Below are 25,503 nucleotides of genomic sequence, written 5' to 3' on the forward strand. Positions count from 1 at the left end.
AGGCGAGAAGATGGGAGCCACCGCTCGGCATGACAATTGCCGGGACTTCAAGGCGAGAGGGGCACGATGGCTGCCTGCTCGCTCACCTCGTGATGAACCCATTGGACGCGAAGCCCGCTAGGATGCGCGGCCCCGATGCGTCTCCCGTCCTCCGTCCTCGCTCCGCTGCTGGCCGTCACCTGTCTTGCCACCGCCTGTCGTGATGAGCAGGCCGGGCCACGTCAGCAGACGCCCCGCATTCCCGCGCCCACGCAGCTCCGCACCCTGGACGCGGCGCCCGCGGACCTCACGTTCCGCAGCGGCGCGACGTTCGCCGGTGGCGCGGTGGTGTACCTGGGCTCCAAGGTGTCACCGGAGAAGGCCGCGCCCGGCACGCAGGTGAGGTTGGCCCATTACTTCCAAGCGGTTCGTCCGCCGCCGCAGGGCTTCGCCTTCTTCGTTCACGTCGTGGACCCGGCCAGTGGCGGCATGCTCACGAACGCGGACCATGAGGTGCAGGGGGGCGCCGCGCCACTGGCGTCATGGCCGGTGGGCAAGGTCATCGAGGACGTCCACTCGGTGCCCATGCCGGGTACGCCCGCGCGCGTGATGCTCGGCTTCTGGCGGGGCAACTCCCGGCTGCCCGTGGACGACGCCAATGCGCATGACGGCTCGCAGCGGATGCTGGGGCCTCAGCTGGGCGGGGCCGCGCAGGAGCTGCCCGAGTACTCCGTCCCACGCGTGAGCCAGCCGCCCACCATCGACGGCGTGCTCGACGACGCGGCGTGGAAGCTGTCCAAGCCGGTGGTGTTGCGCCGGAGCTTCGACGGGAGCGCCGCGCGCCAGCGCACCGAGGCGCGGCTCGTCCATGACGGCAAGTTCCTCTACGTGGCCTTCGACCTGGATGACCCAGACGTGTGGGGCACGCTTCGCAAGCGCGATGACCCCATCTACGAGGAGGAGGTGGTGGAAATCTTCCTCGACGCGAACGCGGATGGCCGCACGTACAACGAACTCCAGGTGTCACCGCACAACGTCATCTTCGACGCGTACTTCCCCGCCCGTCGGCAGGGCATGGATCGCTCCTGGGATTCAGGGATGACGTCCGCCGTGAAGGTGCGGGGCACGTTGGATGATGCCTCGGACCGCGACGAGGGCTGGTCGGTGGAGATGCAGATTCCCTTCGACCGGCTGGCCGAAGTCCCGCACATTCCGCCCCAGCCGGGTGACCGCTGGCGCTTCAACCTCTACCGGCTGGAGCACCATGACCGTCGCGTGGTGGAGGGGCAGTCCTTCTCGCCCCTCTTCGTCGGCGATTTTCATGCGCTGCCGCGCTTCGGTTGGCTCGTGTTCGAATAGGGCGCCCGCGCTCACGCGTGGGGGCTGATGTCCCAGTGCGCGTCCGCGACGGACCGCTCTGTGGGGTCCCCCAGGAAGCGGAGGAAGCCGCGAGTCTCCATCGTGTCGATGAGCTCCTCCGCCTCCAACTGCGAGAAGCCGCGCAGGTCCACGAGCAGGTTGCGCATCACGGACTTGCCACGGAGGTACCCGATGGGTTCTCCCGGGCCGAGCGCGCTCTTCAGGTCGGCGGTGAGCTGCTGGAGGTCGATATCCTCTGGAATCATCGGCCCCAATCTGGTGATGGGCCCCCAGCCCGCGCAACCGGTGCGACCCGGGGAGAAGGCTCGTGGGGCAGGAAGCTGAGGAGGCGGACGTCCTGGCCGTCGCTTTCCACGGTGATGGCGCCATGCTGGTCCGTTCTCCAGCACTCGCTTCCCAGCGCCCGGTATCGCGCCTCCACGTCGTCGTGGGGAAAGCCGTACCGGTTGCGCCGGCCCACGCAGAAGACGACGTGCCGTGGGCGTGTGCGCGCCAGCAGTGCTTCCGTGGAGGACGTCCGTGAGCCGTGGTGAGGGGCCTTCATCACCGTCACCGGGCCCAGCTGCTCCGCCAGGGCCTCCTCGCCATCCGCCTCCACGTCGCCCGTGAGCAGCACGGTGACGTCGCCGTGGCGTACCAGGAGCACCACGCTTCGGTCGTTCGCGCCTTCCAGCAGGTCGCGTGCCTCCAACTCTGGGGGGCCGAGCACTTCGATGGTCGCCTCGCCCAGGCGCAGGGGTGGATGGCCCACCTCGACTTCCTCCACGAGCGCCGTCCCCGCCGCGGCCACCACCTGCCGCGAGAGCGGACCGTCTCCGTCGCCCGCGGGCATCCACAGTCGCTGGGTGGGAATCTGCTTCAACGCGGAGGCCAGCCCGAGCGCATGGTCCGGATGCGGATGTGACAGCACGGCGAGGTCCAGCCGGGAGATGCCCGCGTGCTTCAGGTAAGGGAGGATGAAGCGTTCCGCGGTGTCCATGCCACCGGGAACGCCGCCGCCATCCACGAGCATGTGCTCACCCCCGGAGCTGACGACCACGCCGTCGCCCTGACCCACGTAGAGGAAGGTGACGCGCAGCCCGGGCTGCGGCGTGAGCACCGGTGCCAGGATGGCGGCGACGACGGCCGCGGGAGCCAACAAGCCGCCCAGCCGCCAGCGCCCCGTGCCGAGCGCCCACGTCAGCAGCCCCGCCGCGTAGAGCGCCGACAGGAGGCCCAGTGATGGCACCTCGACCGAGGCCAGCGGCGCCGCCGCGAAGAGCCGGGTGATGACCAGCAGCAGCTCGGACGCCCAGGCGCCGGCCCACAGCACCGGCGTCGCCAGCACGGGGGCGACGACGAAGATCGCGGCGCCACCCGCGGCCAGGCCCGTGAGCAGCCCGCACAAGGGCAGGGCGACCACATTCGAGATGAGCCCCGCGATACTCACCCGTCCGAAGGTCGCCGCGACGATGGGGAGTCCCGACAGCGTCGCGGCCGCGCTCGCGCACAGCGTCTGCGCCACCGTCTCCTGAGCCTGTCCCCACCAGCGCCGGACGCGGTGGGGCTCGGACGGGTCGGGCTCGGCCAGGGGCAGCGCCTGCCGCAGCGGCGGTGACAGCAACACCAGCCCCAGTACCGCGAGGAATGACAGCCGCAGCGACAGGTCAGCCACGCTGGAGGGCGCCCAGGCCACCAGCGCCACGGCCGCGGCGGCCAGTCCGTTGAGCCCGTCCGCGCGTCGCCACAGCGCCAGCCCCAGCAGCACCACCGTGGCCATCACCGCGGAGCGCACCGCGGGCGGCTGGTTGTCGGTGAACACGACGTAGGCCCAGACGAAGGGCACCGCCGCGGGGGCTGCCACCCGCCGAGCATCCAGCATCCGCCACCGCTCGCCGGTGCGCACCACCAGTCGCCGCAGCACCGCGAGCGTCATCAGTGCCAACGCCGCCACGTGCAGCCCGCTGACACTCAACACGTGGGCCAGTCCTGCGCGAGAGAAGGCCTCTTCCCACGAATCATCCAGCGCCGCGCGTTGCCCCGCCGCCAGGGTGAGGAAGAGCGCCGCCGCATCCGACGATGGCGACACCGCATGGACAGCTGCCGCCAGCCGTGTGCGCGTGTCCTCCAATGACACCCGCCACGCCGGGGCAGGGGAGAGCACCATCAGGCGCCGCGCGTCCATGCCACCGGTGAAGGCCACGCCCTGGCGCCGTCGCGCTGCTCCGAAATCCTTCTCGCCCGGGTTCGATGGGGGCGCGTCTGGCTGCAGCTTCGTCTCTGCCCGGACACGTTGCCCGGGCAGGAGCGGTGGCGGCTCGCCGCGCAGCGACAGGTTCATCCGAAACCGTACGGGCGCGAGCGGCCCGGGAGAGACGCCCGCCCACGCGACGGCCAGTCGGACACGCGTTGTCCCGTCGAAGCGGTCCACCCGCTCCGTTTCTCCCTCGATGACGATGGTGTTGCCTTGGGTCAGCTCCGCCGGCACATCCACCTGGGATTCCCAGCGCGCCAGCCCCGCGCCCGCCGCCCAGAGCGACGCCAGCACGGCGAGGTGCGCACCAGGCAGCCGGGCAAGCGTCAGCCCGAGCGCTCCCAGTAAAAGCCCACAAACGAGAAATGGCTCGGCGTACGCGCTTGTTACCGGGGCGCAGAGGGCTCCGAGTGACAGGCTCAGGGCGGGAAAGAAGAGAGGACGCGCGCCCAGGTCGCGCCAAGCATGACGTTCCACCTTCCAACCCCCACCCGCCGCCCGTCACGCTGGTGCACACATCTGCCGACACCGCGTGTAGAAACCGACAACGTAGTCGGGAGCATCCTGGGTGGTCAAGGCGTTATCGTTGCCCGTGGATGTGGTTTGTGGTAGTAGTGCCCGGCTGAAAGGCCGGGAACGAGTCTTTCAAGGAGGCAGTGAGTGCAGACCAGCTTCAAGACTGGTGACAAGGCGGTCTACCCGGGCCAGGGCGTCGGTGAAGTGATGGGTATCGAACACACCGAGGTGGCCGGGCAGCGCCAGTCCTTCTACGTGCTGCGCATCCTGGAGAACGGAATGCGGATCATGATCCCGATCAACAAGGTCGGGTCGGTCGGTCTCCGGGAGATCATCAGCGAGGAGGACGTCAAGCAGGTCTACTCCATCCTCAAGGAGAAGGACATCTCCGTTGACTCCACGACGTGGAACCGTCGTTACCGGGAGTACATGGAGAAGATCAAGACGGGCTCGGTGTTCGAAATCGCCGAAGTGCTCCGCGACCTGTACCTCCTGAAGGGCGACAAGGACCTCTCCTTCGGCGAGCGGAAGATGCTGGATACCGCGCGCTCGCTGCTCATCAAGGAGCTGTCGCTGGCCAAGGACTGCTCCGAGGAAGAAATCGAGTCGGACCTGAAGAAGATCTTCAATCTGGCCTGAGCCGTCCAGCTGCCGTCCAAGACTCGTCGCCCCGGGTTCCCCAGTCAGGGAACTCGGGGTTTCGTATTTCCACGCCACATCATGCCCGCCCATGAGTGAGCAGCTGCCGCAATCCCCCTCGGAAGAGGCGCGAGCGCGCCGCATCGCGGAGCTCGAGTTCCGGTTGTCACGCCGCCGCGTGGGCGTACGTCCCATGGCCGCGGTCATGGCCATCGCCGTGGGACTGGTGCTGCTCGGCATGCAGTGGAAGGACTTGTCGTATTTCCTGTCCCCAAGCGTGCCGCTGACGTTGGGGGCGGAAGGGGCGTACCGTTTCGAGGCGCTCGTTTCCAACCGATACGCCCAGGTGCATGGCGTGCCCACGGTCCGGGGCGCCTATGAGCGCGCGGACGGCGCGCTGTATGTCCTCGTGGGGTTGCGGGACTCGCCCTTCGTGGTGCGCAGGCCAGCGCTCCCGGGGGAGCAGTGGACGGATGGCCGTCCACCGCCGCAGCCCGACCAGCGTCCCTTCGCCGTGCGAGGACGGCTGCTGGCGCAAGAGGATGCCCCTCGCTACCGCGATGCGCTGGCCCTAATGGAGCGCATGGGCGAGCTCCAACCGCGGGACGGCCGGTTGTGGCTGCTCATCGAAGGCGAACGGCCCGGCGCGGACAGGGGGTTGCTGCTCGTGTGCCTGGCGCTGGTCACCTTCGTGGTGCTCAACGCGATGCTGCTGGTCAGGGGGCTGAAGCGCCGGTGAGCCGGCCGAGTTGCTCGCGGGCCTCGCGGTTGCCAGTGTCGTGCTTCAGGGCCTGCTCGAAGGCGGCGCGCGCCTCGTTCACCCGGCCCGCGGCGGCATGCTCCGTGCCGACCTGGACATGGAGTCGCGACAACTGCTTGCGCAGGGGCGGTCCGTGTTTGCTCCAGCCATGTGCCAGGGCATCGTCCACGGAAATGGCGAGCGTCAGTTGGGCAATGGCCTCCGGGAAGTCCCGCTGCGCCAGGGCCTTCTTCGCCTGCGCCTCGGCGGTTTCGAAACGGATGAGCTGCCCGTGCAGCGCGGTGAGCTTCTCCGCCTGGGCCAGGTCCCGGGCCGCCGCCAAATCTCCCGCCTCGTAGCGGCGCAGGACCTCGGCCTCCTTCGCGGAGGGGGCGTCGGATGGCGCCGGCGCCGAATCGCGCGCCCCAGCCGCCCGCTTGTTCGAGGGGGCCACGGCCACGGGACGCACCTGCTTCGTGGTGCCCCGCGCCACGTTCAGGGCGCTGATGCCCGTGGCCTTGGGCGTCAGGGGCGTGTTCTCCGCTGCGGGAGGCGGATTCTCCGTGGTGGCCGTCGCGACTCCAGTTGCCGTGTGGCCTGTTTTCTCGGCGCTGCCGGCTGCGGGCACTTCCATGTCGAGCCGCGTGGGCGCACCCGACACGGCCACGGTCGGCGAAGCGGCGGTCGCACTCTGGGGGGCCGCGGGTGGCGGGGCGGGAGAGGTGTGCTCCGTGCCGCCGGCCATCCGCATGGAAAGCAGCGCGATGAGCGCGGCCACACCCGAACCCAGCGTCGCGGCGCCCAGGGCCACCCCCACCGTGCTCAAGGCCCTGCGCGAAGGCGGCTTGTCGCCGTAGGAGACGGCGGGCACACCCAGGGCAGGGGTTCCACCGGGGCCGCGCAGGCGCAGCAGGGCATTGCCGAGGGATACCTCGTCCCCCGGCATCAGCTCGACCTCCGAGGTGACGCGATGGCGGTTGAGGAAGGTGCCGTTCTGGCTGCTGAGGTCCTTCAGGAAGAAGCGCTCGCCGCGGCGGGTCAGGTGCGCATGCCGGCGGCTGATGGACGGGTGCTGCAGGCGGAGGTCCGACGAGGAGGACCGCCCGATGACCAGCGCCCCCTGTTTGACGGGCACCAGTTGCCCGGCGCCGGGGCCTCGCTCGACGTACAGGAAGGCAGGCGCGTACCCGGGGTCCGAGTACTCATTCGCGGTGTCGAAGCGGGAGGCGAGCTCGCGGTCGCTGTTGGCGCGCCCTCCCGGGCCCTGGCGCCGGCTGCGGCGGGAGCCGGCGGGAAACTGGGGCACCCGCTGGGGACGCGGGTCGTCAGCCTGGAGCGGATCCACCTCGTCGTCATCGAAGGGCAGCTCCACATCTGAATCCTGGGGCGCCTGCGTACCGGGCGGGCGGGGCGGCCGAGGGGGCCGCTTTGGGTTCGGTGGAGCCATGATGCCCATTCTCCCAGATTGGGGGCGGCGACGAACCCCTTGCGAATACTGGCCTGTCCGCGACCCGAGACTCTAGAGTGCGGGACGCACCCACGCCTATGGACCCGAGAGGATTGCCGCACGTGACCCCGCCCGCCATTCGGCTCTTCAACACGATGACCATGCAGAAGGAGCTGCTGCAGCCCGCCATTCCTGGCGAGGTGGGGGTCTACGTCTGTGGTCCTACCGTCTACAGCTACATCCATATCGGGAATGCCCGCACCTTCACCTCCTTCGACGTGGTGGTCCGTTACCTCCGTCACCGGGGCCTGAAGGTCCGGTACGTCCGCAACTTCACGGACGTGGACGACAAAATCATCAAGGCGGCCGCGGAGACGGGGGAGGCCCCCGTGGAGCTGGCGGCACGCTACGTGGAGATTTTCCGGGAGGACACCCGGGCGCTGCACCTGCTGGAGCCGGACTTCTCGCCGCGGGTGAGCGACCACCTCCCCGAAATCATCGCCATCATCCAGAAGCTCGTGGACAAGGGCCACGCGTACGCCTCCCAGGGTGACGTGTACTTCTCCGTGAGCAGCGACGCGGACTACGCGAAGCTGTCCAAGCGCAACCTGGACGAGCTGTGCGTAGGCGAGCGCGTGCAGCCGGGTGAGCAGAAGCGCGAGCCGCTCGACTTCGCCCTGTGGAAGGCGGCCAAGCCGGGAGAGCCCGCGTGGGAGAGCCCCTGGGGTCCTGGCCGTCCGGGCTGGCATATCGAGTGCTCCGCCATGAGCGCGAAGTACCTGGGTGAGACGTTCGACATCCATGGCGGCGCGCTGGACCTCATCTTCCCCCACCACGAGAACGAAATCGCCCAGAGTGAGTCCGCCAACGGGGTGACGTTCGCGCGGTATTGGATGCACTGCGGCTTCCTGGACCTGGAAGGCGCGAAGATGTCCAAGTCGCTGGGCAACGTGGTGCGCCTGCGCGACGCGCTGACCAAGGTGGACCCGGAAGCGCTGCGCTTCTTCTTCCTCGCCACGCACTACCGCCACCCGCTGTCGTTCTCCGACAAGGCGCTGGCGGATGCGGAGACGCGCATGGAGTACTTCTACGAGACGCTCCGCAAGGTGGACGAGCGAATCTCGGGGAAGGACTTCGGCAAGGGGCCCCTGCATGGCGACCCGCAGCGCTTCTTCACCGAGTTCGAGTCCGCCATGGACGACGACTTCAATACCGCGGGCGGCCTGGGTGCGCTGTCGGGCCTCTTCGGGATGATGAACGAGCTGACCGACAAGCCGCCCGTGAAGGACAAGGCCCTGGTGGGCCGCACGCTGCAGGCGCTGCGTGAGGACGTGCGCAGGGTGTCCGGCGTCCTGGGCCTCTTCGAGGACGCGCCCGATGCGTGGCTGCTGCGCCGCCGCGAGCGCGCCGTGCGCGAGCGGGGCATCGACGTGGCGGAGGTGGAGCGCCTGCTGGGCGAGCGCACCGCTGCCCGCGCGGCGAAAGACTTCGCCGCCGCGGACCGGGTGCGAAGCGAGCTGAAGGAGAAGGGCGTGGAAATCATGGACACGCCTGCTGGCACGACGTGGAAGGTGGCGCCGCTCCAGGGCTGATGCAGTGCTTCGGGTGTCCCGGGCTTCGTGTTAGGGCTCGGGACACCATGATGCGCTCGCTGCCCCTGCTTCTCGCCCTCTGCTCCGCTCCGGCGCTCGCGCAGCGCGTGCAGTTGACGACGCCCGCGGAGAAGTCCGCGTCCGGTGTCATCGCTCCGGAGGTGCTGCGCGCGCACGTGCGCTTCCTCGCGAATGACCTGCTGGAGGGCCGTGGTCCCGGCACACGAGGGGACGGGCTCGCGCAGGCGTACATCGCTTCGCAGTTCGAGGCGCTCGGATTGCAGCCGTTGGGCACGGACGGCTCGTACCTGCAGCCTTTTGACCTGGTGGGCGTCACCAGCAGCCCCGAGGAATTGTCGTTCCAGTCGCCCCAGGGCGCGGTGCACCTGAAGTTCCACCACGACTTCATCGCCGTGTCCGGCGTGCAGGCCCCCGAGTCGAAGCTGGCGGCGTCCGAGCTCGTCTTCGTGGGCTACGGCATCCAGGCCCCCGAGTACCAGTGGGACGATTTCAAGGGGATGGACCTGCGCGGCAAGACGCTGCTCATCCTCAACAGCGACCCGGAGGATGACCCGCAGCTCTTCGCGGGGAAGACGCGGCTCTGGTACGGCCGCTGGGATTACAAGTACGAGCAGGCCGCGAAGATGGGCGCGGCGGGCGCCATCATCATCCACACCACGCCGAGCGCGGGTTACCCGTGGCAGGTGGTGCAGACGTCGTGGACGGGCGAGCAGTTCGAGCTGCCCGCGGCGGAGGTGCCCCGCCTCCAGGTGAAGGCCTGGACGACCGAGCAGGCCACGCGCCGGGTGTTGCAGCTGGCGGGCAAGGACCTGGGCGCGCTGTGGGCCGCCGCGCAGAAGCGCGACTTCCAGCCCGTGCCACTCGGAGTGACGGTGTCGTCGCGCCTCACCAACACGGTGCGCCGCAGTCCCACCGCCAACGTGCTGGCGCTGCTGCCCGGAAGCGACCCGAAGCTGTCCCAGGAGGTGGTGCTCTACACCGCGCACCATGACCACCTGGGTCGCAAGGAAGGCGGCAAGCCGGGCGAGGACACCATCTACAACGGCGCGCTCGACAACGCGTCCGGTGTGTCGGCGATGCTCAACATCGCCAAGGCGTTCAAGGCCCTTCCCAAGGCGCCGCGCCGCTCCATTCTCTTCGCCGCCGTGGCCGCCGAGGAGCAGGGGCTGCTGGGCTCGCAGTACCTGGCCGAGCACCCGCCCGTGCCCCACGGCCGGGTCGCCGCCAACATCAACATCGACGGCGCCAACATCCATGGCCGCACCCGCGACCTCACCGTCATCGGCCTGGGCAAGTCCAACCTGGACGCCACGCTGATTGCCCTGGCGAAGACGCAGGGCCGGGTGGTGAAGGCGGACCAATTGTCGGACCGTGGCTTCTTCTACCGGTCGGACCAGTTCAACTTCGCCAAGCGGGGCATTCCCGCCGCGTACTTCGGCAGTGGGATGGACTTCATCGGCAAGCCGGAGGGCTGGGGCAAGCAGCAGCGGGAGGTCTGGGAGTCGAAGCACTACCACCAGCCGTCGGACGAGTTGCGTCCGGATTGGGACTTTTCCGGCGCGGTGGAGGACATCCGCCTGTTCTTCCTGCTGGGGGCCCACGTTGCCCGGCAACCGGAGCTGCCTCGCTGGAACAAGGGGGACGAGTTCGAGGCTGCCCGGCTGCAATCCCTGGAAGCGTTGAAGCGGCAGGACACTTCGAAGTAGCGCGGTCACGAACATCCGGCCTTCCCACCCGCGCGGTGTTAAGTCTCGCGGGTATGTCGGACTTTCAGCTCGTCAGCGAACACCGTCCCGGAGGCGACCAGCCGAGGGCCATTGGCGAACTCACGCAGGGCGTCCTGCGGGGGGACCGCTACCAAACGCTCCTGGGCGTCACCGGGTCAGGCAAGACGTTCACGATGGCGAACGTCATCGCCAACGTGCAGCGGCCCACGCTGGTGATGGCCCATAACAAGACGCTGGCCGCGCAGCTCTACGGCGAATTCAAGGCGCTCTTCCCGCACAACGCCGTCGAGTACTTCGTCTCGTACTACGACTACTACCAGCCCGAGGCCTACGTTCCGTCGACGGACACCTTCATCGAGAAGGACTCGTCCATCAACGACAACATCGAACGGATGCGCCACTCGGCCACCCATTCGCTGCGCACGCGGGACGACGTCATCATCGTCGCCAGCGTGTCCTGTATCTACGGCCTGGGCGCGGCCCGCAGCTACGTGGACCTGGCGGTGCGCGCGGCGGTGGGTGAGGAGATGGGCCGCGACACCTTCATGCGCAAGCTGGTGGAGGCCCAGTACAAGCGCAACGACCTGGACTTCCACCGCGGCACCTTCCGCGCGCGCGGCGACACCGTCGAGGTGTTCCCCGCGTACGAGGAGGAGCGGGCCGTGCGCGTCAGCTTCTTCGGTGACGAGGTGGAGCGCGTCACCGAGTTCGACCCGCTGCGCGGCGTGACGCTGGGCGCGCTGGAGAAAATCGTCATCTTCCCCGCCAGCCACTACGTGGCCGAGGAGGACGTGCGCCGGCGCGCGATTCAGACCATCCGCGACGAGCTGGCCGAACAGCTGCAGACCTTCAAGCGCGAGGGCAAGCTGCTGGAGGCGCAGCGGCTGGAGCAGCGCGCCATGTTCGACCTGGAGATGATTGAGCAGGTCGGCTACTGCAGCGGCATCGAGAACTACTCCCGGCACTTCTCCGGCCGCGCGGCGGGAGAGCCGCCGCCGTGCCTCATCGACTACTTCCCGCGCAACCTGCTGGTGATGCTCGACGAGAGCCACCAGACGGTGCCGCAGATTGGCGCCATGTACCGTGGCGACCGCGCGCGCAAGGAGACGCTGGTGGGCTTCGGCTTCCGCCTGCCCAGCGCGCTGGACAACCGCCCGCTCAAGTTCGGTGAGTTCGAGGAGCTGGTGCCCCAGGCCATCTTCGTGTCCGCGACGCCGGCGGAGTACGAGCTGCAGAAGTCACAGGGCGTGGTGGTGGAGCAGATCATCCGCCCCACGGGCCTGACCGACCCGGAGGTGGAGATTCGCCCCGTGGGCAATCAGGTGGACGACCTGCTGGAGGAGGTGCGTCAGCGCGTGTCCCGCAGCGAGCGCGTCCTGGTGACGACGCTCACCAAGCGCATGGCGGAAGACCTCACGGAGTACTTCTCCGACGTCGGCGTGCGCGTCCGCTACCTGCACTCGGACATCGACGCGATTGAGCGCATGGCCATCATCCGTGACTTGCGCAAGGGCGAGTTCGACGTCCTGGTGGGCATCAACCTGCTGCGCGAGGGCCTGGACATCCCCGAGGTGTCCCTGGTGGCCATCCTGGACGCGGACAAGGAAGGCTTCCTGCGCAGCCACGTCTCCCTCATCCAGACGATTGGCCGCGCGGCCCGTAACGTGAACGGCCGCGTCATCATGTACGCGGACAACGTCACCGACTCCATGAAGAAGGCCCTGGAGGAGACGACGCGCCGCCGCGACATCCAGCGCGCGTACAACCAGGCGCACGGCATCACCCCGCGCTCGGTGAAGAGCAACATCACCGACCTGTCCGAGCACGCGGCCTACGAGGCGGGTGACGTGGGCGCCCTGCCGATGGCGGCCGAAGGCGAGGACGACGTCCTCCAGCCGAAGGAAATCAAGCGGCTCATCGAGGAATTCACCAAGGACATGCTCGCCGCCGCGGACGAGATGCAGTTCGAGAAGGCGGCCGAGTACCGGGACCGCGTGCAGCTCTTGAAGGACATGGACCTGGGGCTCAAGCCGGCGTCGCGCTCGCTGCTCCGGGCCCCGGCGAAGGCGGCGGAAGCGGATGCCCCGAAGAAGGGCAAGGGGCGCGGGGGCGGAGGACGCTCCGCGCGGGCCCGGAGCCGCAAGTAGGCGGGGGCTGGCATGGACGCGAAGCTCCTGGAGAAGCTGGACGCACTGCCCACCGAGCCCGGCGTGTACCTGATGAAGGACCGCCGGGGTCAGGTCATCTACGTGGGCAAGGCCATCAACCTGCGCAGCAGGGTGCGCTCGTACTTCAACCGCACCGGCGACACGCGCGTCTTCGTGTCCTTGTTGGACCAGTTGCTGGGTGACCTGGAGACGGTGCTCGTCAGCAACGAGAAGGAAGCGCTGCTGCTCGAAAACGAGCTCATCAAGAAGCACCGGCCGCGCTTCAACGTCCTGCTCAAGGACGACAAGCAGTTCATCTCCCTGCGCCTGGACCGCACCCAGCCCTATCCGCGCCTGGAAGTGGTGCGCAAATACGAGCGCGACGGCGCGCGCTACTTCGGGCCGTACTCCAGCGCGGGGGCCATTCGCGAGACGCTGCGGGTGGTCAACCGATTCTTCCGCCTGCGCACGTGCACCGACCACGTGCTGGCCAACCGCAAGCGGCCCTGCTTGTTGCACCAGATTGGCCGTTGCCCGGCCCCGTGCGTGTACCCGGTGCCCCAGGAGGACTACCACCGCAGCGTGGACGAGGTGGTGATGTTCCTGGAGGGCAAGGCGGGGGAGCTGGTGGAGGGCCTGCGCCTGCGCATGAAGCGCGCCGCGCAGGAGCTGAAGTTCGAGGAGGCCGCGCGGATACGAGACCAGCTCAGCGCCATCGAGCGGAGCCTGGAGCGGCAGAAGGTCGCCACCACCGACTTCAAGGACCAGGATGTCTTCGCCTTCCACCGGGAAGGAGACCGCATCCTGTTCTACGTCCTGTGGGTGCGGCAGGGCCGGCTCAACGGCGGGCAGGCCTTCCCCTTCGGCAGCCAGGAGTTCCCCGACGAGGAGCTGATCGCCTCGTTCGTCAACCTCTACTACGACCAGGGCAGCTTCGTGCCGGAGGAGGTGCTGCTGCCGCTGGAGCTGGAGGACGGCACCGGGGGGCTCGAGGCACTCCTCACGGAGCGCAAGGGCGAGCGTGTGCGCGTCCTGGTGCCCAAGCGCGGGGAGAAGCTGGACCTGGTGAAGATGGCGGCGAAGAACGCCGAACAGGCCTTCGTGGAGCGCCGACGCACGAAGGACGAAACGGACACCGTGCTGTCCCGGCTCCAGCAGCGGCTGGGGCTGCGCAACTTCCCACGCAGGATGGAGTGCTTCGACATCTCGCACTTCCAGGGTTCGGCCATCGTCGCGTCGCAGGTGGCGGTGACGGACGGGGACGCGGACAAGTCGCGCTACCGGAAGTACAAAATCAAGACGCTGGAGAAGCAGGACGACTTCGCCAGCATGTACGAGGTCATCTCCCGCCGCCTGAAGAAGGGCCTGGAGGACAATGACCTGCCGGACCTGCTCGTCATCGACGGAGGCAAGGGGCAACTGGCCAGCGCGCACGCGGCGATGAAGGACGTGGGCGTGGATTCGGTGGACGTGGTGGGTCTGGCCAAGAGCCGCGACCTGGAGGTGTTCGACCGCGACGCGGAGAGCGCCCGGAGCCCCGAGCGCATCTTCGTGGTGGGGCGCAAGGACCCCATCGTCCTGTCCCAGAACTCGGCGGAGATGTTCATGCTCACGCGAATGCGGGACGAGGCCCACCGCTTCGCCATCACCTTCCAGAAGCAGGTGCTGCGCAAGAGCCGGGTGCGTTCGGCGCTGGAGGACATCCCGGGCGTGGGGGAGACGCGGCGCAAGCAACTGCTACGGCACTTCGGCTCGCTCAAGCGGGTGGGGGACGCCTCCATCGAAGAGCTCGCGGAGGTCGTCGGACCGGCCATGGCGGAACGCGTCCATGCGGGCCTTCACGGACATCCAGAAGAGGATGCGGAAGATCCCGTACGGGAGGCTTCCCTTGACGACGCGCACGAACCCGTCGACGAAAAAACGCAGGGAGGGTCGCCACCCGGGGCAGCGTGATTAATTTCCGCTGCAGACCTGATGGGAAGTGCGCTGGAAGCGCGACGTTCCTGGGGTTTTTCATTGCGACTGGGCTCGGCGCTGAACTATAGCGGTTGACGATTCCGAGCACGTTTCACAGAGGGCGAGGGACCGACATGAGGCTGTATCCGAAGGTGATCCCGATCATCTCGCGCGAGGCCGTTCAGCAGCTCATGCAGGACGGGGACATCGAGGTGGAGCCGATGCGCGTGGCCGACGCCGAGATGGACCTGTCAGCCATCATGCGTGAGTACCTTGCGAACGAGGAGCGTGTGAACCAGGCGACGCGTGAAGCGCTGGAGCGTCGCGGCTACGACTATTCCAAGTTCAACCAGGTGAAGCGCGAGATGGCGGACGTCCGCGGCTTCAAGATGGGCGACGAGGGCATCGAGTACGTCATCAACCAGATGATTGAATTCCTGCTCATCAGCCGGAACGTCGAAGAGGTGTACTCGGCGGATAACGGGCTGCGTCAGAAGATCTTCGCCGTCATGAAGCGTCACCTCGACGTGGACGACGAAATCGACAAGGAAGCCCGCTCCCGCCTGAAGCACCTGCAGGAGGGCACCAGCGCCTTCGACATCGAGTACAACAAGACGGTCGAGCAGATCCGCAGGGCGCGCGGCCTCATCTAGTTCGCAGGGGTGGGGCATGCCGTTCCCCGCTCCGCTGCCTACCTTGTAAACCAAGGAGGCAGCGTCGATGGCGGGACCCTTCACCACGTTCGTTCTGTCCGGTTTGCTGGCCGCGGCGCCAGGCGGGTTCACGTTCGAGGGCCGCGAGGCCAGCGCGAGGACCGAGCAGCCAGACGGCTTCTTCATCCAAGGCTCACTTCCCTTCACGGACCTTGCTGAAAGCGGCACGGGGAGCGCGTCGCTGACGGTGGAGGACCGCGTGTCCCTTCCGGGCGCCACCTTTGGGGACAAAGGGACGCTGGAAGCATCCTTCCGCCTGGGGGCCACGGAGTACCGGGTAGAGCTGATGCGGCCTGGTTTCCCGCCCGAGCAGGGGCAGGGGAGCTCGGGCCCGCCTCCTCGCGCGCCTCAACATGCCATTGGCGGCGGCGTGTTGCTGAACGTCCCGCTCTATGGGGACAGTGGACTGGGCTGGACGGCGATGACGCGTACCCAGGCCGCGGTGGCTGTCTGGGGTGTGGGCAGTGTCTGGCGCAACGGACAGCTTCTGACGGACACGGCCTTCGTGCACGCGGCGGCGCTGGCCGCTGGCGCGTACGCGGATGACGACACCCACCGGCTGCTGCGGCAGGCTCGCTACGATGACACGGAGCTCGTGGTGCTGGTGTGGAACCTCCCGCCGCAGCTCGAGCCGCGCGGCTTCATCCAGTTCGTGTTCGAGGACGTAGCCATCGACGTGGGCGGCACGGCGGTGAGTTCGCGGCCCTTCGTGGAGAACACGGGCAATCCGCCGCTGAGCTGGCGCTCACTGACGCCGGTACCGCCCTCTGCCGTGGTAGGGGCGCCTGTTACCGCGTCGCCTCCGCCCGCGCCTTCGGCCATGGGGGGCAGTGGGGCGGCTGGGGCGCTTCAGGATTCGGGGGCCGTGACGCGGGTGACGGTGCCGGCGACGGCTCCAGGGCGCCTGGCGACTGCGCCCGCGCAGACCACGACGGTACCAGGGGTGCCGGTGACGCCTGAGGTCATCAGTGGGGGCATGCCCGTGCCGATGGTGACGAACACGCCCGTGACATACTCGGGACAGCTTCCGGCGACGCCGTTGGATGGGACCACCGTGGTGGCGGGGACGCCCGGGAGAGGCACGACGACGGGGGCGTTCGCGACGCCGCCCACTCCGTCCACCTTCGGTTCGTTCACGGTGCAGCCGCTGGCGCCGGGCTCGTTCGATGCGTTTGTCGGCACGGGGCAGTCCAGCGCGGGAATCATCGCCACCGAGCCTCCGCTCAACTCGAATCCTGCCACGCCGCCGCCGGGGTTGCTGAGCACGCCTTCGCCGCTGAATGCTGGGACTCCGGCGCCGTTGCTGGGGACGCCCGCGCCGCTCAACGCTGCGCCAGCGCTCCCGCTGCCTGCGACGCCTTCTCCCGTGTTGGGGCCCGCGACGACCGCTCCTGCGCCCGCCGCGCCTGCTGCGACGGGTCCTTGAGTGGATGTTCGTAACGACAAGGCCGCCGGGATGACGGGTGGCGGTAGCGCATTGGCGCGGGCCGTCGCCTGCTCTCGGCTTGCAACGGGCACTGGCGAGGCAGTGCATCGGCGTTCGCGGCCGTGCGCTGGCACCGCCTGAGGCTGGGGCAGGCGTAAGAGCGAGGCTTCACAGCAGCGTGTCAGCGGCTGCGCACCGGCGCATGTGCCAGCCGATTCATGCTCGCGGCCTGGGACAGGCGCTTGCGCAGCCGCACGACGGCGTCGTGGAGTGAATCCAACTGCTGAAGGACGCGCAGGTCATCACCCGATTCCACCAGCGCGGCCGGTGTCACCGCCTCCGTGCGAAGCGTGTCGAGCAGGTCCGTGAAATGGGCCTCCACCTCGCCGAGCGCGTCCAGTCCCTCACGGAGGTCATCTTCCAGCAGGTCCACGAGCACAGCCGCGTCAGTGCGCGCAGGCAGTGAGCGGGCGAGCTGTTCCACCGCCACCCGGACCGGGTCTGCACGGCGCGACGGCGTAGGGGCGACGAGGGTCAGGGCCGGAGGGGGCATGGCCTCGACGCTACAGGCAGGTAGCACGCCGTCAATTTTCCAGTCAGGGCCGAAGCCCGGCGCGCCGAGACGCCCCGGCCTTCAGCGCGAACCCAGGAACGTCACCAGCGCGGCACGGACCGAGGCCCCTCAGCCCTCGCGCGCGGGCTTGGCTTCGCGCCGCGCCAGAGGATGGCTTCCTCCAGGGTCTGGGCCCCGCCCGTCATGCAGAGAGCTCGCATCCGGAAGCACCGTCTGCGTCAGCCCCAGGCCCCACGGCGGTGGGGTGCGCCACTCGGTGCCCGTCGCTGCTCCGTCCGGACGCCCATCCGCCAGCCCAACGCCCACGTCGTGGAGCCGCTCACCACTTCATCGTTTCCTGCCCTTCGCTCTTCTGCGGTTTCTCACCCGGACGCGACACGGAGGTGAGGGTGGCGCGCACGGCGCCCAGGTCGATGGTGCCTACGGCGGCCAGCGGCAGGCGGCGCGCGTCGTCCGAAATCCAGACGTGGACTTCACGCTTCTGCTTGGGCCGGTCCAGTCGCACGGCGGTGCCCGTCACGTGCCAGGCATTGAATTGGCCCAGCGGCGTCGTCACCTGCTCGCGCTTCACCACCGCGCCCTGCATGCGCCACATGCGGCGCACGCCGTAGACGTCGAAGCACACCTGGAGGTCGTCCTTGAGCGGCAGCTGGCGCAGCAGGTAGATGGCCCCGGCCACATCCAGGCCGTCCTTGTCGAAGGTGTAGTTGAACTGCCCCTTGGGGCGCTGGCCGAACTGGTAGTCGACCTTGACGGTGCGCTCCTTCTGGCCGAACGCGACGTTCACCTTGCGGCGCTGTTCGTTCTCCATGGTGTCTTCGACGTAGCGATGGGGGCGCAGCGTGCGAGGGTGGAGGTACGCGGTGGCACTGCCGCGCACGCGCCGCACCTTGGAGAAGAAGGTGTTGGTCTGCGCCTCCACCTGGATGGGGAGATGCCCATCCTTCTGCTTGTGGACGCGCATCGTCATGGTGCCGGCCTGCGCGCCCATGGCGTCGAGGTCGAACTCGAGCACCTCACCCGGCATGAACGCCATGGGCGTGCGCAGCGCCGGCAGCGCGGAGGTGCACGGCGCCACGGTGAGGGGCGCCTCGGGCTCCTCGGCCTTGGCGCTCTCAGTCTCCGGCGCGTCCGCCTCCGCGTCCGGCAACTGGGCCCAGGCGCTGACGCTGGACAGTGACAACAGGGCCGCGAAGAGGGTGCGCAGGGGGCTCATCCTTTTCCTTCCAGAGACTACGGGGTGCTCTGCGGCGTCTGACGGTCCGGGCGCTTCGCATATTCGGACTCCGCCCAGCGCTTCCGGAGCCGGGTGGTGACTTCCTCGCGGACCGCCTCCCATTCTCCCGCATCCGCGTTGATGTCCCAACCGGTGCGCGCCAACTTGCGCGCGGCCGTCCGGGCGAAGGCAGCGTCACCCAGCTCAGCGAGCAGCCGGAGGTACTCGTAGTCCTCCAGTCCGTCCCGAATGTGCTTCAGCCGCAGCGTGAGGACGGGCTGGTGGCCAGAAGGACCCACCCTGGCGGGTGTCCCCGGATAGAAGAGAGTGCCGTCGCCGTTGCCGCCGAACTCGAAGACGTCCTTCCAGGGGTCCTTCTTCGTGTTGTAGGCGAAGACGGTGTCGAAATAGAGCTCGCCGTCCACCCCGGAGGAGAAGGCGAGCACGCCCATGGCCCGGTTGAGCGGGGCGGGGTGGTCCACCATGTACGAAGCCCAGCCACTGTAGGCCGCGTCCACCGCCTTGTCCGCCGGGGGGCCGCCGTTGCAGCCGTGCGAATTGCAGCTCTGGTACCACCACACCCGGGTGTCACCTGCCAGCCGTTTGCGCAGCGCGCGCGCCTCCACCACGCTGCGGCACGTCTGCGGCCCGGGGCGCGGGTAGAAGCAGTTGAGCGTGGGCGTGAGGATGTCCGCCGAGCCATTCAGCGCGTCATCCAGCGGGCTGGTGACGAGCACGGGAATCGCGCCCGCCGCGCGCACCCGCGTGGACTGGGCCTTCACCAGCGGCACGTCCTCGGGCTTGGGTTCGTCCTTGGCGTAGAAGAAGAGCTGCGCGGGCCAGCCCTTCTCGCGGAAGTGCTCGGCGAAGGCGCGGTAGTACGCCGTCTTCTCCGCGTCCGTCTTCGCCTGCTTGCTGTCACGCACGTCGGTGCTGGTGAAGCGGGCGCCGGAGGGCAGCAGGCTGCCGTCCAAGAAGGGCGCCATCTCCGCGTCGTACTCGCGCCAGTCCAGCACCGCGCGGCCTTTCTCGAAGCGCACCGGAGGCGGCGTCATGCTCATGCCGTGGGCGCTCACCCGGTGCTCCAGGAGCGCACGTCCGTAGTCACGCAACAGCTTGCGCGCCTCCGCCGACTCCGGCGCCACGCCGTGGCCCCGGGCGATGCTGTACATCGACACCCCGAAGCTGTTGGGCAGTGAGGACGTAGCGGGAAGGGCGAAGGGCTGCACCTCGGCGGTGAACGGCACCGGCCGGAACTTCGCGTCAACCGCCTTCACCAGCAACTGTCCCCGGTACGTCCCCGGCTTCTGCTTCTCCGGGGCGCACACCTCCACGTAGAAGACGGTGGGCAGCTTCGAGTCATGTCCCGGCGCATCCACTGGAACCAGCGCATCCGGCCATGGGCCCTTGTGGCCCTGGCCGTTGGACGGCGTCTTCACGTCGATGAAGGCCTCGCGCCAGACGCGGGCTTTCAGCGCCGCGCCCGCGCCCTTCAACGTCAGCGACTCCACGGCGGGGCGCTCCACCCGGCCGGGAAGCACCACCTGCACGGCCTCACACTCGCCGCGCGCGAGGCTGAGGCGCGCCTCCTTGCGTCCCTTCACTGCTTCGCCCGGCCGGACCTTGACCAGGGGCGACACCACCTGAGGCTCCTGCGTGGCGGACATCGCCGCCGCCACCACCGCCCACGCCCATCCTGCACCCATCCGCCCCCTTCACTCTCCGGCGGGTGCTACCCGCCATTCTCGGCGCGGGCCACCGTCATGCTCCGGCCCGGCTTGTAGTCGGTTATCTCCGCGACGATGGTGCCCAGCGCGAACTCCGCCTCCACCCGCACCGGCACGTGGCTGGAGTCCGTGGTGAAGTAGACGAACATGTCCCGCTTCGAGGCGAGGTTGCCGCCGAACTCCGTCTTCACGCTGAGCTTGAAGACCTCTTTGTCGCCCAGCGCCGTGCCCAGGACTTCACGCCCCTCCACCTTCGCGCGAAGGGTGAACTGCTTGCTTCCGGTGAAGACGGGATAGGCATACTCCTGCCCCACGATCAGCTCCCGGTTGCGCAACGCGAACGTCGCACCGGTGACATCCAGCGTGCCCTCCGTCACCTCGCGGGTGGACTCGCGCGGGGACTCGCCTTCCTTCTGCTTCACCACGAAGGCCGTCTTGCCGTCCGGCTCCATCTTGATGCGCTGCCGGCGGCGTGAGCCGTTCTCATCCGCGTGCAGGTCACTGCCCACCACGCGCTGGCTCTCCGGCTGCCAGTAGGACACGAACTTGTCCTTGATGGGCCACACGCCCAGCATGTCGTTGGAGCGTGCCACCGCGACGATGGGCCACACGTCCTGGCCCCACTGCTTCATGTGGGCACCCACCGTCACCTGCGCGGTTCCCGCGGTGATGCCCAGGTACCTGACGCGGTAGGAGCTCTGCTCCCCAGGCCCGAACGCCGGGTTCACGGATTCCTGCGCCATGGCCGTCGCCGACCAGACCAGCCCCGCGAGCGCCGCCGCGAACCCCCACTTGGACTGCGTTTGCATCGGGTGAGCTCCCTCGCTTGGAAATTAGGTAGCCTGGCCGCACCGCGCCAGACCCGGCTTGGAACCATTCCCGCCACCGCCCATTTCCACTGACGCGGTTGTTGACCAGCCATTCAAATGGTGGCCGCTCACTTCACGGGGAGGCACACTTTCCCACGTCACGCTCCCGCACGCCTCTTCCCGGCCGGGGCCTGTTCGCCCGGCAGGCGGGAGTGCCGCGCAGCGGCGTGTCCACTCGACGACACCGCTGGTAGCCTCCGCGCGGGGCAGCCCGCGGTGTCGGGCGCCATCCCGCAGGAGGGGCACATGTCTGGTGGTGGCGGTTCGTTCGACTTCGACGATGACGAGAAGGAATCCGCGCGCGGAGGTGGCAAGGCGCACAAGGACTTCGACTGTCCTTCGTGCAACGCCAACAACCCCGTGGATGATGCGCTCGCCCAGGGAGACGAGGTGCGCTGCAACTACTGCGGCTCCGAGTTCAAGGTCAGCGTGAACTCGGAGGGGCGGGTGAAGTTCAAGGAGATTTGAGCGCGCGCTCACCGAAGATGGCGGTGCCCACCCGGACGACGGTGGCGCCTTCTTCAATGGCCCACTCGAAGTCATGGGTGGTGCCCATGGACAGGCCCGGCAGCCCGTGCACACGGGCCAGCTCGCGCAGGGACTGGAAGTCCGCGCGGGCCCGGGCCTCTTCCTCCGTGGGGGGCGGCAGCGCCATCAATCCCACCGCCTGGAGGCCAGGCAGGGCGCGGACCTCATCCAGGAAGACGCCGAGCGCGTCGGGTGCCAGGCCGCTCTTGGTGGCCTCGCCACCCACGTTGACCTCGACGTAGACGGGCAGGGGCGGGGCGCCCTCGCGGCGCTTCGACAGCTCGCGGGCGACCTCCAGCCGGTCCAGGGCGTGGAAGGCCCCAGCCGCCCGCGCCACGTACTTCACCTTGTTCGTCTGGAGCGCCCCAATGGCATGCCAGCGCAGGCCCTCCAGGTCCTCCAGCTCCGCGGCCTTGTCCCGCAGTTCCTGCGCGTAGTTCTCCCCGAAGTCGCGCTGACCGGCGGCATAGGCCTCGCGGATGAGGTCCGCGGGCTTCAGCTTGGACACCGCCACCAGCGTCACCGACTCCACCGGCCGCCCCGCCCGGGCACAGGCCGCCGCCACCCGCTCCCGCACCGACGCCAGCCGCTCCGCGACGCTTCCGCTCATTTGGCCCTCCAAGGCAAGGGGAGGCCGGCCCGCTCCAGCAGGGCCACGGTCTCGCCCAGCGGCAGGCCCACGACGTTGGACGTGCTGCCTTCCACGCCCGCCACCAGGAAACCTCCCTTGCCCTGGATGGCGTAGGCACCCGCCTTGTCCAGGGGCTCACCGCTGTTCGCGTACCAGGACATCTCCCCGGAGCTCAGTGAGCGGAAGGTGACGCGGGTGCGGACCACCAGCGTCTCCTCATGCCGGCCGGCCAGGGCCACGCCCGTGTAGACGTCATGCGTCCGCCCGGACAGGCGCGTGAGCATGGCCTGGGCTTCCTCGGCGTCCCGGGGCTTGCCCAGCAGCTCGGCGCCCAGGGCGACGGTGGTGTCGGCGGCCAGCACCCAGGCGCCCGGGTGGCGGGAAGCCACCACGCGGGCCTTCTCCCGGGCGAGCCGCCCGACGTAGGCCTCCGCCGCCTCATCGGCGTGGGGCGTTTCGTCGATGTCCGCCGCGGAAACGGTGAAACGGATGTCCAGCTGTGCCAGAAGTTCCCTGCGTCGCGGCGACGCCGAGGCCAGGACGAGCAACGTTTGATCTGCGTTCATGTGCATGTTACGGCTCGGTCCGGCCTTACCAGACTTGTGCCCCGGAGTGGACTCTACGGATGAATCCCGCGGACCTCCTGTCGGCCATGAAGCGGACAGTGGAGCAGTTGGCCGCCTTCAATGAGATGGCGAAGGCCCTGACGTCCACGCTCGAGCTCCGCGAGGTGCTGGCGCTGGTGATGCAGAAGGTCAGCAGCCTGCTGCTGCCTCGCAACTGGTCGCTCATCCTCCAGGACGAGCGTACCGGAAAGCTCTACTTCGAAATCGCGGTAGGTGACGGCGCGGACGTGCTCAAGGGCCTCCAGCTCAACCCGGGCGAGGGCATTGCCGGCGCCGTCTTCACGTCCGGCGCGGCGCGGCTCGTCCATGACGTGGGCGGGGACCCCAGCTTCTCGCCACGCTTCGATGAAGCCTCCGCCTTCCACACCCGCTCCATCCTCGCGGTGCCGCTGCTGGCCCGGGGCCGGGTCCTGGGCATCATCGAACTGGTGAACGGGCCCATGGACCCACCCTTCACCAACGAGGACCTCACCATCCTCACCGCCATCGCGGACTACGCGGCCATCGCGATTGAGAACGCGCGCAACTTCCGGCGGGTGCAGGAGTTGACGATTACGGACGAGCACACCGGCTGCTACAACGCCCGGCACCTGCGCGCCTTGTTGGATCAGGAGGTGAAGCGCTCGGAGCGCTTCAGCCACCCGCTGTCGCTCGTCTTCCTGGACCTGGACCACTTCAAGAGCATCAACGACACCCACGGCCACCTGGTGGGCAGCGCCACCTTGAAGGAAGTGGGGGACCTGCTGATTACCCTGGGCCGGCAGAACCTGGACGCCGTCTTCCGCTACGGCGGCGACGAGTTCGCCATGTTGCTGGTGGAGACGGACCCGGAGGGCGCGGCCGTCATCGGCCAGCGCGTCTGCGAGGCCTTTCGGGGGCGGGGCTTCCTCCTGGAGCAGGGCCTGGACGTGCGCCTCACCGCCAGCGTGGGCGTGGCCACCTACCCGGACCATGCCTCGTCCGCGCTGGACCTCATCCGCGCGGCGGACTTCGCCATGTACGCGGCCAAGGCCCGGGGCCGGGACGCGCTCTGCATCGCCGAGCCCATTGCTCCCAACGGCGGCACAGGCTCCCACGAATTCCCGGAGCGGTAGCTGGCGCTTCGGCCCTGTTGGTCGCGAAGCCCGCAATGAGAGAGGGCCGGGGAGGGGAGTACCCTCGGCCCGGCCCTCGGGGGCGTCACGGTTGGACGCCGGGACTCACCCGGTGCCCACCACGGAGTCGATGGCGGCGGTGTTCGTCACCACCGAGCCCTGCTCACGCAGCGCCTTGAGGAAGGACTCCGTCAGCTCAATCTGCTTGGCCTGACGGGCCTGGGTGCGCAGTTCCTCCTTGCGCTTCTCGAAGCCCTCGGCGTCCGGCTTCTGGCGCTCCACCACCTGCGCCACCACGAAGCCCTCACCCATGGGGAACACGTTGTCGAGCGGCTGCGGGGCGCTGACGGCGAAGGCCGCCTTCACCAGTTCGGGCGCGGGGCCCAGGTGCGGCACCGCCTCACCCTCGGCGGTGAAGCTGTCCGTCTCCACGGCCTCCGGGCGCGTCTCCGTCTCGAAGCGCAGCAGCGCGGGCTGCTCCTTCTCCGGCGGGAAGAGCGTCTTCAGGTCCTGGCCCGCCTTGACGGAGGCCAGCGCCTTCTCCGCCTCGGCGCGGGCCTGCTGCTTGGCGCGGTCCTGCTTGTAGAGCGTGGTGGCAATCTCGTCCTGGACGTCCTCGAGCTTCTTGTCCTGGGCGGCCTGCTTCTCATCCACCTTCACCAGGTGCACGCCGAACTTCGTCTCCACCGGTTGCGTCACCTCGCCCTGCTTCAGCGCGAAGGCCGCGTCCGCCAGCGCCGGTTCCCAGCTGCCGCGCTCCACCCAGCCCAGGTCGCCACCGCGCGCCTTGCTGCCCGGGTCCTCGCTGCTGTCACGCGCCACCTGGGCGAAGTCCTTGCCGCCCTCGATTTCCTTGCGCAGCGCCTGCGCCTTCTCCAGGGCCGCCTTCTTCTGGTCGGCGGTGGCCTCCGGGGACAGCTTCACCAGCACCTGCCGCGCACGGATGCGCTCCGGCTGCTGGTACACGAAGCGGTTGGCCTCGAAGTACTCCTTGATGTCCTTCTCGTGCGCCTTCTTCCACTCGGTCAGCTGCGCCGCGGTGGGGTTGGGGACCTTGTCGGCGTACATGGCCGGCAGGAAGCGCGCGAAGACGACCTTCGCCTGGTTGCCTTCCTTCTCGAAGCGGGCGCGGACCTCGTCGTCCGACACCACCGCGTTGCCGCGCACCACGTTCATCATCTTCTGGGCCGCCAGCTGCCGGCGCAGCTCCGCCTCGAAGTCCTGCGGGGACTTCCGGTAGAAGTCGCGCAGCACCTGCTGGTAGCGCTCGAAGTCGAACTGGCCATCCTTCTGGAAGTCCGTGTTCTGGTGGATGAGCTTGCGCAGCTCATCGTCCGACGCGGCGATGCCGTGGCGCTCGGCCGCCTGGGCCAGCAGCTCCGTGTTCACCAGCCGGTCGAGCACCTGGTTATGCATGCCGAACTGGCGGGCGAGCGACTCGGGCACCGGGCTGCCCTGCGAGCGCAGGAAGCTCATCTGCTGGGCCCAGGCCGCCGCGAAGTCACGCAGCGGGATTTCCTTGCCGTTCACCGAGGCCACCGAACCGGGCGCCGTCGCCCCACCCGTGGCGCCGAAGCCAGAGCTGCCCGGGCCGAACTGGAGCGTGAACACCACCGCGATGCCGATGATGAACAGGAGCGAGGCAACCTTCCGGGGATTCAGACCGTCCATTGTCGTCACTTCTGGGGCAAACGCGCCGAGAAAAGCCGTGCGGAAGGACTCG

Annotated in this window: 21 protein-coding genes and 1 pseudogene; 11 read left to right on the top strand and 11 right to left on the bottom strand. The window is 68.6% G+C overall.

Annotated elements, in window-relative coordinates; all coding sequences use genetic code 11:
* Positions 1–135 precede the first annotated feature (135 nt).
* Entirely contained in the window at positions 136–1,338 is a 1,203-nt protein-coding gene (locus FL344_RS11340; protein ID WP_141618528.1) for a carbohydrate-binding family 9-like protein, read from the top strand.
* A gap of 11 nt (positions 1,339–1,349) precedes the next feature.
* Here the strand turns inward: FL344_RS11340 and FL344_RS39000 are convergent, their stop codons facing one another.
* Complete coding sequence (locus tag FL344_RS39000) at positions 1,350–1,604, bottom strand: hypothetical protein (RefSeq protein ID WP_228564953.1); 255 nt, start codon at positions 1,602–1,604, stop codon at positions 1,350–1,352.
* Entirely contained in the window at positions 1,601–4,069 is a 2,469-nt protein-coding gene (locus FL344_RS11345) for a DNA internalization-related competence protein ComEC/Rec2 (RefSeq protein WP_228564954.1), read from the bottom strand. The genes FL344_RS39000 and FL344_RS11345 overlap by 4 nt, the downstream gene beginning before the upstream one ends.
* A 183-nt stretch (positions 4,070–4,252) precedes the next feature.
* Between FL344_RS11345 and FL344_RS11350 the strand changes: the two genes are divergently transcribed.
* Both FL344_RS11350 and FL344_RS11355 read left to right on the top strand, forming a co-directional pair.
* A complete protein-coding gene (locus tag FL344_RS11350) occupies positions 4,253–4,747 on the top strand; it encodes a CarD family transcriptional regulator (RefSeq protein WP_013939202.1) in 495 nt (164 codons plus the stop codon).
* 91 nt (positions 4,748–4,838) lie between these two features.
* Positions 4,839–5,486, top strand: coding sequence for a hypothetical protein (locus tag FL344_RS11355; RefSeq protein WP_141618529.1), 648 nt, complete (start codon positions 4,839–4,841; stop codon positions 5,484–5,486).
* On the opposite strand, the gene FL344_RS11360 is transcribed toward FL344_RS11355, so the two are convergent.
* A complete protein-coding gene (locus FL344_RS11360) occupies positions 5,464–6,933 on the bottom strand; it encodes an FHA domain-containing protein (protein ID WP_228564955.1) in 1,470 nt (489 codons plus the stop codon). The genes FL344_RS11355 and FL344_RS11360 overlap by 23 nt on opposite strands.
* 98 nt (positions 6,934–7,031) lie before the next feature.
* On the opposite strand from FL344_RS11360, the gene cysS reads away from it, so the two are divergent.
* From cysS to FL344_RS11390, 6 genes are all read left to right on the top strand, one after another.
* Complete coding sequence (gene cysS / locus FL344_RS11365) at positions 7,032–8,525, top strand: cysteine--tRNA ligase (RefSeq protein ID WP_194863078.1); 1,494 nt, start codon at positions 7,032–7,034, stop codon at positions 8,523–8,525.
* Positions 8,525–10,252, top strand: a complete 1,728-nt coding sequence (locus tag FL344_RS11370; protein WP_141618567.1) for a M28 family metallopeptidase — start codon at positions 8,525–8,527, stop codon at positions 10,250–10,252. The genes cysS and FL344_RS11370 overlap by 1 nt, the downstream gene beginning before the upstream one ends.
* A gap of 53 nt (positions 10,253–10,305) precedes the next feature.
* Positions 10,306–12,420, top strand: coding sequence for an excinuclease ABC subunit UvrB (uvrB, locus tag FL344_RS11375; protein WP_141618532.1), 2,115 nt, complete (start codon positions 10,306–10,308; stop codon positions 12,418–12,420).
* A gap of 12 nt (positions 12,421–12,432) precedes the next feature.
* Positions 12,433–14,373 carry an excinuclease ABC subunit UvrC gene (uvrC, locus tag FL344_RS11380; RefSeq protein WP_141589098.1) on the top strand — a complete coding sequence of 647 codons (1,941 nt, stop codon included), beginning with the start codon at positions 12,433–12,435 and terminating at the stop codon, positions 14,371–14,373.
* A gap of 137 nt (positions 14,374–14,510) precedes the next feature.
* Positions 14,511–15,029: a DUF507 family protein gene (locus FL344_RS11385; RefSeq protein WP_011552704.1), complete on the top strand. Its 519-nt coding sequence runs from the start codon at positions 14,511–14,513 to the stop codon at positions 15,027–15,029.
* 67 nt (positions 15,030–15,096) lie between these two features.
* Complete coding sequence (locus FL344_RS11390; RefSeq protein ID WP_141618533.1) at positions 15,097–16,515, top strand: hypothetical protein; 1,419 nt, start codon at positions 15,097–15,099, stop codon at positions 16,513–16,515.
* A gap of 181 nt (positions 16,516–16,696) precedes the next feature.
* Here the strand turns inward: FL344_RS11390 and FL344_RS11395 are convergent, their stop codons facing one another.
* The 5 genes and pseudogenes from FL344_RS11395 to FL344_RS11415 all read right to left on the bottom strand — a co-directional run bounded on the left by FL344_RS11395 (position 16,697) and on the right by FL344_RS11415 (position 20,841).
* Positions 16,697–17,068 carry a hypothetical protein gene (locus tag FL344_RS11395; RefSeq protein ID WP_194863079.1) on the bottom strand — a complete coding sequence of 124 codons (372 nt, stop codon included), beginning with the start codon at positions 17,066–17,068 and terminating at the stop codon, positions 16,697–16,699.
* Positions 17,069–17,197: 129 nt separating this feature from the next.
* Positions 17,198–17,404: pseudogene (locus FL344_RS11400) on the bottom strand (di-heme oxidoredictase family protein); the annotation flags it as partial.
* Between the two features lie 4 nt (positions 17,405–17,408).
* Positions 17,409–18,305 carry a DUF3108 domain-containing protein gene (locus tag FL344_RS11405; RefSeq protein ID WP_141618535.1) on the bottom strand — a complete coding sequence of 299 codons (897 nt, stop codon included), beginning with the start codon at positions 18,303–18,305 and terminating at the stop codon, positions 17,409–17,411.
* A 17-nt stretch (positions 18,306–18,322) separates the two neighbouring features.
* Positions 18,323–20,011 carry a DUF4091 domain-containing protein gene (locus tag FL344_RS11410; protein ID WP_141618536.1) on the bottom strand — a complete coding sequence of 563 codons (1,689 nt, stop codon included), beginning with the start codon at positions 20,009–20,011 and terminating at the stop codon, positions 18,323–18,325.
* Between the two features lie 26 nt (positions 20,012–20,037).
* Positions 20,038–20,841 (bottom strand): DUF3108 domain-containing protein, encoded by an 804-nt coding sequence (locus FL344_RS11415; protein WP_141618537.1) that lies wholly within the window; start codon positions 20,839–20,841, stop codon positions 20,038–20,040.
* Positions 20,842–21,147: 306 nt separating this feature from the next.
* Between FL344_RS11415 and FL344_RS11420 the strand changes: the two genes are divergently transcribed.
* Positions 21,148–21,369: a hypothetical protein gene (locus FL344_RS11420; protein ID WP_090489156.1), complete on the top strand. Its 222-nt coding sequence runs from the start codon at positions 21,148–21,150 to the stop codon at positions 21,367–21,369.
* On the opposite strand, the gene FL344_RS11425 is transcribed toward FL344_RS11420, so the two are convergent.
* On the bottom strand, positions 21,356–22,039 hold the full coding sequence (locus tag FL344_RS11425) for a YggS family pyridoxal phosphate-dependent enzyme (protein ID WP_141589092.1): 684 nt from the start codon (positions 22,037–22,039) through the stop codon (positions 21,356–21,358). The genes FL344_RS11420 and FL344_RS11425 overlap by 14 nt on opposite strands.
* On the bottom strand, positions 22,036–22,632 hold the full coding sequence (locus tag FL344_RS11430; RefSeq protein ID WP_141618538.1) for a nucleoside triphosphate pyrophosphatase: 597 nt from the start codon (positions 22,630–22,632) through the stop codon (positions 22,036–22,038). Before FL344_RS11430 ends, FL344_RS11425 begins: the two co-directional genes overlap by 4 nt.
* 53 nt (positions 22,633–22,685) lie before the next feature.
* Here FL344_RS11430 and FL344_RS11435 point away from each other — a divergent pair, with 53 nt between their 5' ends.
* A complete protein-coding gene (locus tag FL344_RS11435) occupies positions 22,686–23,780 on the top strand; it encodes a sensor domain-containing diguanylate cyclase (RefSeq protein WP_141589090.1) in 1,095 nt (364 codons plus the stop codon).
* A gap of 105 nt (positions 23,781–23,885) precedes the next feature.
* On the opposite strand, the gene FL344_RS11440 is transcribed toward FL344_RS11435, so the two are convergent.
* Positions 23,886–25,451 carry a peptidylprolyl isomerase gene (locus FL344_RS11440; RefSeq protein WP_194863080.1) on the bottom strand — a complete coding sequence of 522 codons (1,566 nt, stop codon included), beginning with the start codon at positions 25,449–25,451 and terminating at the stop codon, positions 23,886–23,888.
* Positions 25,452–25,503: the final 52 nt, after the last annotated feature.

The organism is Myxococcus sp. AB036A (assembly GCF_006547355.1).
Taxonomy (GTDB): domain Bacteria; phylum Myxococcota; class Myxococcia; order Myxococcales; family Myxococcaceae; genus Myxococcus; species Myxococcus virescens.